Below are 7,977 nucleotides of genomic sequence, written 5' to 3'. Positions count from 1 at the left end.
GAGCAGGGCGACGGCGACCGGCAGCGGGTTGCGGTAAGCGGTGGCGCCGCAGACGGTGCAGGTGCGGGGCCAGGCGTCCGGGGACGCGAGGGCGGTGTACGGGGCTCCGCAGCTGCCGCAGTGGGAGTCCTTCACGGGCTTCTCCGGTCTACTCGTCGTCGCGGACACGCGCGGACTGTATCCGATCTCCTGCCCGGCACCGCCGGACTGATGGAAGATGTGCTCATGACAGGATTTGCTTCCGCTCTCCGTGTCCTGGCAGCCGCTGCCGCCACCCTGCTCGCCGTCACCGCCGCCGCCCCGGTGGCGCAGGCGAAGCCCGAGCCCAGGGCTCCCGCCGGGTTCGTCGCGCTGCGTGCGGTGGATCCCACGATCATTCAGGAGATGCGTTATCCCACCCGGCACGACTTCATGGGCGAACCGGTGGACGGTTACCGCGAGTCCCTCTGCATCCTGACCCGGCCCGCCGCCCAGGCCCTGCACCGGGCCCAGCTTCGGCTGCTGCGTCAGGGCTACTCACTGAAGGTGTACGACTGCTACCGGCCCCAGCGGGCGGTCGACCACTTCGTACGGTGGGCGAAGGATCTCGACGACGAGACCATGAAGGGCGAGTTCTACCCGCGGGTCGACAAGACCCGGCTGTTCGCCGACGGTTACATCGCGGAGAAGTCCGGGCACAGCCGGGGCAGCACCGTGGACCTGACGCTGGTGAGGCTGCCGGCCCGGCCGGCCCCGCCGTACCTGCCGGGTCAGGAGCTGGTGCCCTGCTACGCGCCGCAGGCCGAGCGATTTCCGGACAACTCGATCGACATGGGCACCGGGTTCGACTGCTTCGACACGCTGTCGCACACGGACGATCCGCGGATCCAGGGAGTGCAGCGCACCAACCGGCAGTTCCTGAAGAAGACGCTCACCGACGCCGGGTTCGTCAATCTGGCCGAGGAGTGGTGGCACTACACCTTCACGCCGGAGCTGTTCCCCGACACCTATTTCGACTTCCCGGTGGCCCGCGGGTCAGTCGCCGGTCACTGACACCGCGGGAGCGGAACGGGTGACTGGGACCACCCCCGTGGGTACCGGCCACCCGTTCTTCCTCTCGGACGCGGATCGGCCGTATCCGGTTGCCGTTCCAGCCATTACGGTGCCCGTATGCCACAGCAGACGTTCGATTCGTACGAGGAATTCTGGCCCTATTACGTCGCGATGCATTCCAGGGCCGCGACCCGCTGGGTCCATCTGACCGGCACCCTGACCGGCCTCGCGATCACCACCTACGGCCTGGCGCGCGGCCGCAAGCGGTATGCGGCGGCGCTGCCGCTGATCGGGTACGGGACCGCCTGGCCCGCCCATTTCCTGATCGAGGGGAACAACCCGGCCTCCTTCGGCCATCCGGCCTGGTCGCTGCGCGGCGATGTCCGGATGATCCGGATGATGCTGGCCGGCCGCGACCGGGAGCTGGCGGAGACCGCTGCCAAGTGGCTCGCCGACAACAGCTGACCGTGGCACACTTCTGACGTTCCGTCAGATTCAGTGCTGGGGAGGAACTTTGCCGCGCAAGCGCATACCCGTGGTGGCCGGGTGGTTCACCGAGGACGGTCCCGAGGAGGACTTCCGACTGCTGGGCACCCGCTGTCCGCTCTGCTCGTCGGTCTTCTTCCCCCGCCAGGACGGCTTCTGCCGCAATCCGGGCTGTACCGGCGGCGAACCGGTCGAGGTCCCGCTGTCCCGGCGGGGCACGGTCTGGTCGTACACCGACGGCCGCTACCGGCCGCCCGCCCCCTACCTCTCCGACCCGGATGTGCCCTGGGAGCCGTACACGCTGGTGGCCGTGGAGCTGGCGGCCGAGCGGATGGTGGTGCTCGGGCAGGCCGCGCCGGGGGTCGGCGTCGCGGATCTCGCGGTCGGGATGACGGTCGAGGTCATGCCGGGGGTGCTCGGTCCGGAGTCCGGCGACGGCATGGACGAGGGCACGGTGTGGACGACCTGGCACTGGCGGCCCGTGGACACCGGCTCCGGCACCGAGGACGGTGCGTGATGAGCGGCGATGTGGCGGTCCTCGGGGCCGGGATGCACCCCTGGGGCAAGTGGGGGCGCAGCTTCGTGGAGTACGGCAGGGTGGCGGCCCGCAACGCACTCGCCGACGCGGGCGTCGACTGGCCGGACGTGCAGTCCGTGGTCGGCGCGGACACCGTGCGCGGCGGATATCCGGGGTACGTGGCCGGGGCGACGTTCGCGCAGGCGCTGGGCTGGCAGGGCGCCCGGGTCACCAGCGTGTACGCGGCCTGCGCGTCGGGCGCCCAGGCCGTCAACACCGCCAGGGCGCAGATCCTGGCCGGTATGGCGGATGTGGTGCTCGTCGTGGGGGCGGACGCGGCGCCCAAGGGGTTCTTCGCCCCGGCGGGCGGCGACCGGCCCGACGATCCGGACTGGCTGCGGTTCCGGGTGCTCGGCGCGACGAACCCCGCGTACTTCGCCCTCTACGCCCGTCGCCGGATGGCCTTGCACGGTGACACCCTGGCGGACTTCGCGCTGGTCAAGGTGAAGAACGCGGCGGCCGGCGCGTTGAACCGCAACGCCCGCTACCGGGCGCCCGTGAGCGCCGAGCAGGTCGCGGCCTCCGCGGTGGTCGCCGATCCGCTGCGGCTGCTCGACATCTGCGCCACCTCCGACGGCGCGGCGGCGCTGGTGCTGTCGAGCATGGAGTTCGCCCGGCGCCACGGGGCCGCGGACCCGGTCCGCATCCGGGCCGTGTCGACCGTGACGCCGACGTATCCGAAGGCGGTGCTCGATCTGCCGGACATCGCCACCGATTCGGCGGTCGCCGTGGAACCGGCGGCCGGGAGTTTCCGCGCCTCGATCGCCCGTGCGGCGTACGAGGAGGCGGGGATCGGGCCCTCGGACCTCTCCCTGGCCGAGGTGTACGACCTCTCCACGGCGCTGGAGCTGGAATGGTACGAGGACATCGGGCTGTGCCCGGCGGGCGAGGGCGCGGCGCTCGTCCGCCAGGGGGCGACCGCACTCGGCGGGCGCATCCCGGTGAACCCGAGCGGCGGGCTGGCGTCCTTCGGCGAGGCCGTGCCCGCGCAGGCGATCGCCCAGGTATGCGAGCTGACCTGGCAGTTGCGCGGCACGGCGGGGGAACGCCAGATTCCGGGGGCGCGCACCGGAATCACCGCGAACCAGGGGCTGTTCGGCCACGGCTCGGCGATCGTCGCCGTCCGCTGACAGGCGGGGCCCGCGGCTGCTGCCGGACGCACGAAACGCGGCACGTACCCCCTGTGTGCGGGGGGTACGTGCCGCGTTTCGCTGCCGGTGGAGCCCGCCGGCTCCGGGCCGGGGCTACGTCGTGGCCGGTTCGCGCAGTGCGTCCGCGCGGGCCAGCGCGTGTTCGACGACGGCCACCAGTACGTCCCGTACGGACGAGCGGTCCCGCGCGTCGCACAGGAGCACCGGTACCTCCGGATCCAGGTCCAGCGCCGCCTGCACCGTCGCGGTGGGGAACCGGTCGGCGCCCTCGAAGCAGTTGACGGCGACGGCGAAGGGGATCGACCGGCGTTCGAAGTAGTCGACCGCCGCGAAGCAGTCCTCCAGACGCCGGGTGTCCGCGAGGACGACCGCCCCCAGGGCACCCTGGGCGAGTTCGTCCCAGAGGAACCAGAACCGGTCCTGCCCCGGAGTGCCGAATAGGTACAGCACCAGGTCCTCGCGGAGCGTGATCCGCCCGAAGTCCATGGCCACCGTCGTGGTGGTCTTCGCCTCGACACCCTCCAGGTCGTCCACGGGACGTCCTGCCTCGGTCAGCCTCTCCTCCGTACGCAGCGGCCTGATCTCACTGACCGCTCCCACCATGGTCGTCTTGCCCACTCCGAAGCCGCCCGCCACCAGGATTTTCAGGGTAACGGGCTCCACGGGCCGCCTGTTGCGGCTAGAGCGCCCGAAGGCCATTGATCACCTCGCGAAGAATGTTCACGTCCGGCAGCTCGGCCGGCGGAACGGGACGGGTCACATGCACCAGCTCGTCCTCGACGAGATCACCGACCAGCACCCGGACCACCCCGACGGGGAGGTCCAGACCGGCCGCGAGCTCGGCGATCGACTGGGGCATGCCGCTGCACAGTTCGACGATCTCCACGTGTTCCGGGGAGAGCATCTGGTCCCGGCCGGGATCGTCGGCCGCGGGTTCGGGGACGACGATCGCGATCAGGTCAAGACGATGACGGGACGCGCTGCTGGTACGTCCCCGCGTCATCGCGTACGGACGGACGACCGGCCCCGCGTCGGCGTCGTACCAGCGCGAGGACTGCGGACCGCCGGGGGCGGCCGGGGAACGGGAGGAGTCGGCGCTCATGCCATCCACTCACCCTCCGGAGGGCTGACCGGTCGTCCGGGGGGAGCTGGCCAGGTGGGCGCCCACACGTTTGACCATCAGCGTCATCTCGTACGCCACCTGCCCGACGTCCGAGTCGGAGTCGGCGAGCACGGCCAGACAGCTGCCGTCACCGGCCGCCGTGACGAACAGGAACGCCTCGTCGAGCTCGACGACGGTCTGGCGGACCCGGCCGGCCTCGAAGTGCCGCCCCACTCCCTTCGCGAGGCTGTGGAACCCGGAGGCCACGGCCGCCAGGTGTTCACCGTCCTCCCTGGTCAGGTCCTTGGACGCGCCGGTGGGGAGGCCGTCGCTGGAGAGCACCAGCGCCTTGCGGATGCTGGCGACGCGCTCGACGAGTTCATCGAGGAGCCAGTTGAGTTCGCCGGACCCCTGGCGTGCTGAGTTGAGTGCTGCGGCGTTCGGTGCGGTCATGGACCGTCCCCTCCCGGAGTGGTTCCTTGTGCTGTGTCACCGGGGCCGGTCACGTCCTCGGCGTTCTGGAGGCGGCCGCGCTGCCAGCCGCGCTGGAGCGACGCCATGCGGCTGCGTACCTCGTCGGCGTCGCGCTCGATGTCCTCCACGCCCTCCACCGGGTCCGGCTCGGCGGTGCGGCCGACGGATCCCTCGCGGAGCTGCGGGGCCAGACTGGCCTGGCGGATCCTGCGGGGCAGCCCGCCGACGGTCTCGGGAGCGGGCGCCGGGGTCCGCGCGGCCGACGACGGGCGGGGCGCCGGCACCGGGGGCGTGGCCGCCGGGGACGTGGCGTGCTCGGTGCGGTTCCGGAAGCCGTTGGACTGCCGGGGTCCGGTGGGCCGGCCGCGGTCCGCGGCCCGGACCGGTCCCGGGGCCGGTCGGGCGCCCTCCGGGTCGGTGGTCGTGGGATGGGCCCGGCCCGACTCGTCGATCCGGCGGCCCCGGTCGGTGACCAGGGTCGGCGGTTTGCGGCGGGGCAGCGGCCTGACGCCGTCCGGGCGCAGTTCGCGGACACCGTCATGGTCCTCGATCTGGTCGGCGGCCTGCTGGTGCTGATCGCGGTCGCCGTCGCGCCGGAGCTCACGGGCCCGGAAGATGCCGCCGCGTTCGCTCTCGGTGTCCTCCAGGTCGGACACCCCGTCGAGTACCGGGTCCAGCCCTGATCGGGCGACGGCTTCGAGTACCGGGTCGCGGGTGAAGTCCAGTGGACCGACCGGGCCTTCGAGCTCGACCGGCCCGTCCAGCAGCGCCGGGTCCGCCAGACCGGTGGGCACCGGCGAGAGTCCGGCGGGCCTGCTGCCCTGCGGACGGCCTCCGTCGGGGCGGTCGAACGCCTCGCCGCCGTCCTTGCCGCTGCCCGCCGCGTCGCCGCGCGGCCTGCTGCTGGCGATCGCCTTCTCGGACCTGCGGTCGAGGCGGAATCCGGTGCCGTGCGCCTCCGGGGCCTCGGTGAGCAGCGCCGCCGGGATGAAGACGACCGCCGTGGTACCGCCGTAGGGGGAGGTCTGCAGCGACACCCTGACGTTCTGCCGCTGGGCCAGCCGGCTGACCACGAAGAGGCCGAGCCGGTCGGTGTCGGACAGCTCGAACTCGGGTGTCTCGGCGAGTCGGAGGTTGGCGTCCAGGAGGAGTTCCGGGGGCATGCCGAGCCCGCGGTCGTGGATTTCGAGGGTGAAGCCGTTGGCAACGCGTTCGCCGTGCACCTGGACCGCGGTGTGCGGGGGCGAGAACACCGTGGCGTTCTCCAGGAGTTCGGCGATCAGGTGGGTGAGGTCGGCGACGGCCGGGCCACCCACACCGATCCTCGGCAGCCTGCGGACCTCGATCCGCTCGTAGTCCTCCACCTCGGCGACCGCGGCACGCACCACGTCCATCAGCTGGATGGGCTTGCGCCACTGCCGTGACGGTGCGGCTCCCGAGAGGATCACCAGGCCCTCGGCGTGGCGCCGCATACGGGTGGTGAGGTGGTCGAGACGGAACAGGTCGGCGAGTTCCTCGGTGTTCTCGGTGCGGCGCTCCATGGTGTCCAGGAGCGTCAGCTGGCGGTGCAGCAGCACCTGGTTGCGGCGGGCGAGGTTGACGAACACCTCGGACACCCCGCGGCGCATGTCGGCCTGTCTGACGGCGGCCTCGACCGCGGCCCGTTGCAGAATGTTGAGGGCCTGCCCGACCTGGCCGATCTCGTCACGTTCGTAGTTGAGGTGCGGGGACTCGGTCTCGACGTCGATGTGTTCGCCCGCGGCGAGACGGCGCATCACACTCGGCAGGCGCACCCCGGAGACCTCGTGGGCGTCCTTGCGCAGACGCGAGAGGTCGCGGACGAGTTCGCGGCCGATGCGCACGGAGACGAAGACCGAGACGAGCAGGGCCAGGAATCCCAGTACGCCGGCGACGCCCGCCTTGATCAGAACGCCGTAGCCAGCGGGCCTGCCTCGGTCCTGGAAGCGGTTGTTCATCTCGGTCGAGTCGTTGGCCAGCCGGTCCAGGACCGGCGGGGCCACCTCCTGCCAGCGTGCGGCGTCCATCTCGCGGGGGTCGTGAGTGGGCCCCTGCGCGATGAGCTTGTCCTCGGCGGAGCGCAGGGGCTCGCTGTCCGGGCTCGCCCAGTACTGCTGGACACGGCGGCGCTCCGAGGCGGGGAGCGCTTCGAGGTTGATCTCGTACAGCAGCCCGCGCTTGGCGATCAGGTCGGAGATCTGCCGGAGTTCGGGGGCCGTCAGCCGTCCCGCGAGGAGCCCGGACACGACGAGTGCGTCTTCCTGGGAGAGCATTTCACGGGCGCGCGAGATCCCCGCCAGGGCACGGACCTGCTTGTCCATCGACACGTTCTCCATGACGTGGAGGCCGGTCAGAAAGCGGTAGCAGGGGTCGATGAGGCCGTTGTAGTACTCCATCGCCTTGGCCCGGCCGATGGTGCGCTCGTCGACGGAGTCGCGCAGCGACTGCAGGCCCTCGACGGCGCCCAGGATCGAGCTGAGCTGGGCCTCGGCGTCGGGACGCAGCGCGTCGCGGATGTCCTTCTGCCGCGCGCTCCTGTTGACCTGGTCCACGACCCGGTCGGTGGCGGCGCGCTGGCGGCGCAGGACCGGCAGGGCGTCGGAGGCGCGCGGGTCCGCGAGGAAGACGAGAGTCTGCCGGCGCTCGTTCTGGACGACCCGGACGGTGTCCTCGAGGGGGTGGCCGATCTTCTCCACCACCGTGCTCGCGCTCATCAGCTGGCCGGCCTCGCGGCCGGTCAGATAAGTGGCGAAGCCCCATAGTCCGGTGAGGGAGACGAGCGGCACCAGAAGCAACGCCACGATCTTCCTGCGGATGGACTTTCCGCGAAAGCGCATGGCCTCCCCCAGCTCGGCCCCGCAGGGCGGTGATGGTGTTCCGTCAACAAACGGCGCGAGCCTACTACCGACGCACAGACAACTCGAAGGGACATCCGGACGATTTTCGGCCGCCTTACTGGGAGTTGACCATGAGTTGTCCCGGTATTCCAGGAGATGAAATTCGTGAAAGCGACAGAAGAGGCCAGCCAGAGCCACACATTCCTCCCCGCGCCAGTTGGCTGGAATTCTTCGCTCCGTGACGGTTCGGGGGAATCTTCACAGCCCGGTACTCGTCTGTCTGTACGGGGGTAGGGGGAC

Annotated in this window: 8 protein-coding genes and 1 pseudogene; 4 read left to right on the top strand and 5 right to left on the bottom strand. The window is 71.1% G+C overall.

Annotated features, from left to right (window positions below; all coding sequences use genetic code 11):
* Positions 1-186: pseudogene (locus J1C73_RS34550) on the bottom strand (NUDIX hydrolase); the annotation flags it as partial.
* Between the two features lie 39 nt (positions 187-225).
* On the opposite strand from J1C73_RS34550, the gene J1C73_RS05525 reads away from it, so the two are divergent.
* The 4 genes from J1C73_RS05525 (at position 226) to J1C73_RS05510 (ending at position 3,225) form a co-directional block, all read left to right on the top strand.
* Entirely contained in the window at positions 226-1,032 is an 807-nt protein-coding gene (locus J1C73_RS05525; protein WP_207315351.1) for a M15 family metallopeptidase, read from the top strand.
* 117 nt (positions 1,033-1,149) lie between these two features.
* Entirely contained in the window at positions 1,150-1,497 is a 348-nt protein-coding gene (locus J1C73_RS05520) for an Mpo1-like protein (protein ID WP_123468205.1), read from the top strand.
* Positions 1,498-1,546: 49 nt separating this feature from the next.
* On the top strand, positions 1,547-2,035 hold the full coding sequence (locus J1C73_RS05515; RefSeq protein WP_207315350.1) for a Zn-ribbon domain-containing OB-fold protein: 489 nt from the start codon (positions 1,547-1,549) through the stop codon (positions 2,033-2,035).
* Entirely contained in the window at positions 2,035-3,225 is a 1,191-nt protein-coding gene (locus J1C73_RS05510; protein WP_207315349.1) for a lipid-transfer protein, read from the top strand. The genes J1C73_RS05515 and J1C73_RS05510 overlap by 1 nt, the downstream gene beginning before the upstream one ends.
* Positions 3,226-3,339: 114 nt before the next feature.
* Here J1C73_RS05510 and J1C73_RS05505 read toward each other — a convergent pair whose 3' ends face one another.
* The 4 genes from J1C73_RS05505 to J1C73_RS05490 are packed head-to-tail and all read right to left on the bottom strand — an operon-like array spanning position 3,340 to position 7,677.
* On the bottom strand, positions 3,340-3,945 hold the full coding sequence (locus J1C73_RS05505) for a GTP-binding protein (protein WP_123468209.1): 606 nt from the start codon (positions 3,943-3,945) through the stop codon (positions 3,340-3,342).
* Positions 3,926-4,348, bottom strand: a complete 423-nt coding sequence (locus tag J1C73_RS05500) for a DUF742 domain-containing protein (RefSeq protein WP_123469697.1) — start codon at positions 4,346-4,348, stop codon at positions 3,926-3,928. Before J1C73_RS05500 ends, J1C73_RS05505 begins: the two co-directional genes overlap by 20 nt.
* A 9-nt stretch (positions 4,349-4,357) precedes the next feature.
* Complete coding sequence (locus tag J1C73_RS05495; protein WP_207315348.1) at positions 4,358-4,801, bottom strand: roadblock/LC7 domain-containing protein; 444 nt, start codon at positions 4,799-4,801, stop codon at positions 4,358-4,360.
* Positions 4,798-7,677 carry a sensor histidine kinase gene (locus J1C73_RS05490; protein ID WP_207315347.1) on the bottom strand — a complete coding sequence of 960 codons (2,880 nt, stop codon included), beginning with the start codon at positions 7,675-7,677 and terminating at the stop codon, positions 4,798-4,800. The genes J1C73_RS05495 and J1C73_RS05490 overlap by 4 nt, the downstream gene beginning before the upstream one ends.
* Positions 7,678-7,977: the final 300 nt, after the last annotated feature.

It is taken from the genome of Streptomyces laculatispora (assembly GCF_017353455.1).
Taxonomy (GTDB): domain Bacteria; phylum Actinomycetota; class Actinomycetes; order Streptomycetales; family Streptomycetaceae; genus Streptomyces; species Streptomyces laculatispora.
This window is presented reverse-complemented; position numbering and strand designations above follow the sequence as displayed.

Excerpts from the sequence above, each read along its gene's own strand:
- J1C73_RS05525 (WP_207315351.1), top strand. The coding sequence starts at position 226 with ATGACAGGATTTGCTTCCGCTCTCCGTGTCCTGGCAGCCGCTGCCGCC.
- J1C73_RS05520 (WP_123468205.1), top strand. The coding sequence starts at position 1,150 with ATGCCACAGCAGACGTTCGATTCGTACGAGGAATTCTGGCCCTATTAC.
- J1C73_RS05510 (WP_207315349.1), top strand. The coding sequence starts at position 2,035 with ATGAGCGGCGATGTGGCGGTCCTCGGGGCCGGGATGCACCCCTGGGGC.
- J1C73_RS05505 (WP_123468209.1), bottom strand. The coding sequence starts at position 3,945 with ATGGCCTTCGGGCGCTCTAGCCGCAACAGGCGGCCCGTGGAGCCCGTT.
- J1C73_RS05500 (WP_123469697.1), bottom strand. The coding sequence starts at position 4,348 with ATGAGCGCCGACTCCTCCCGTTCCCCGGCCGCCCCCGGCGGTCCGCAG.
- J1C73_RS05495 (WP_207315348.1), bottom strand. The coding sequence starts at position 4,801 with ATGACCGCACCGAACGCCGCAGCACTCAACTCAGCACGCCAGGGGTCC.
- J1C73_RS05490 (WP_207315347.1), bottom strand. The coding sequence starts at position 7,677 with ATGCGCTTTCGCGGAAAGTCCATCCGCAGGAAGATCGTGGCGTTGCTT.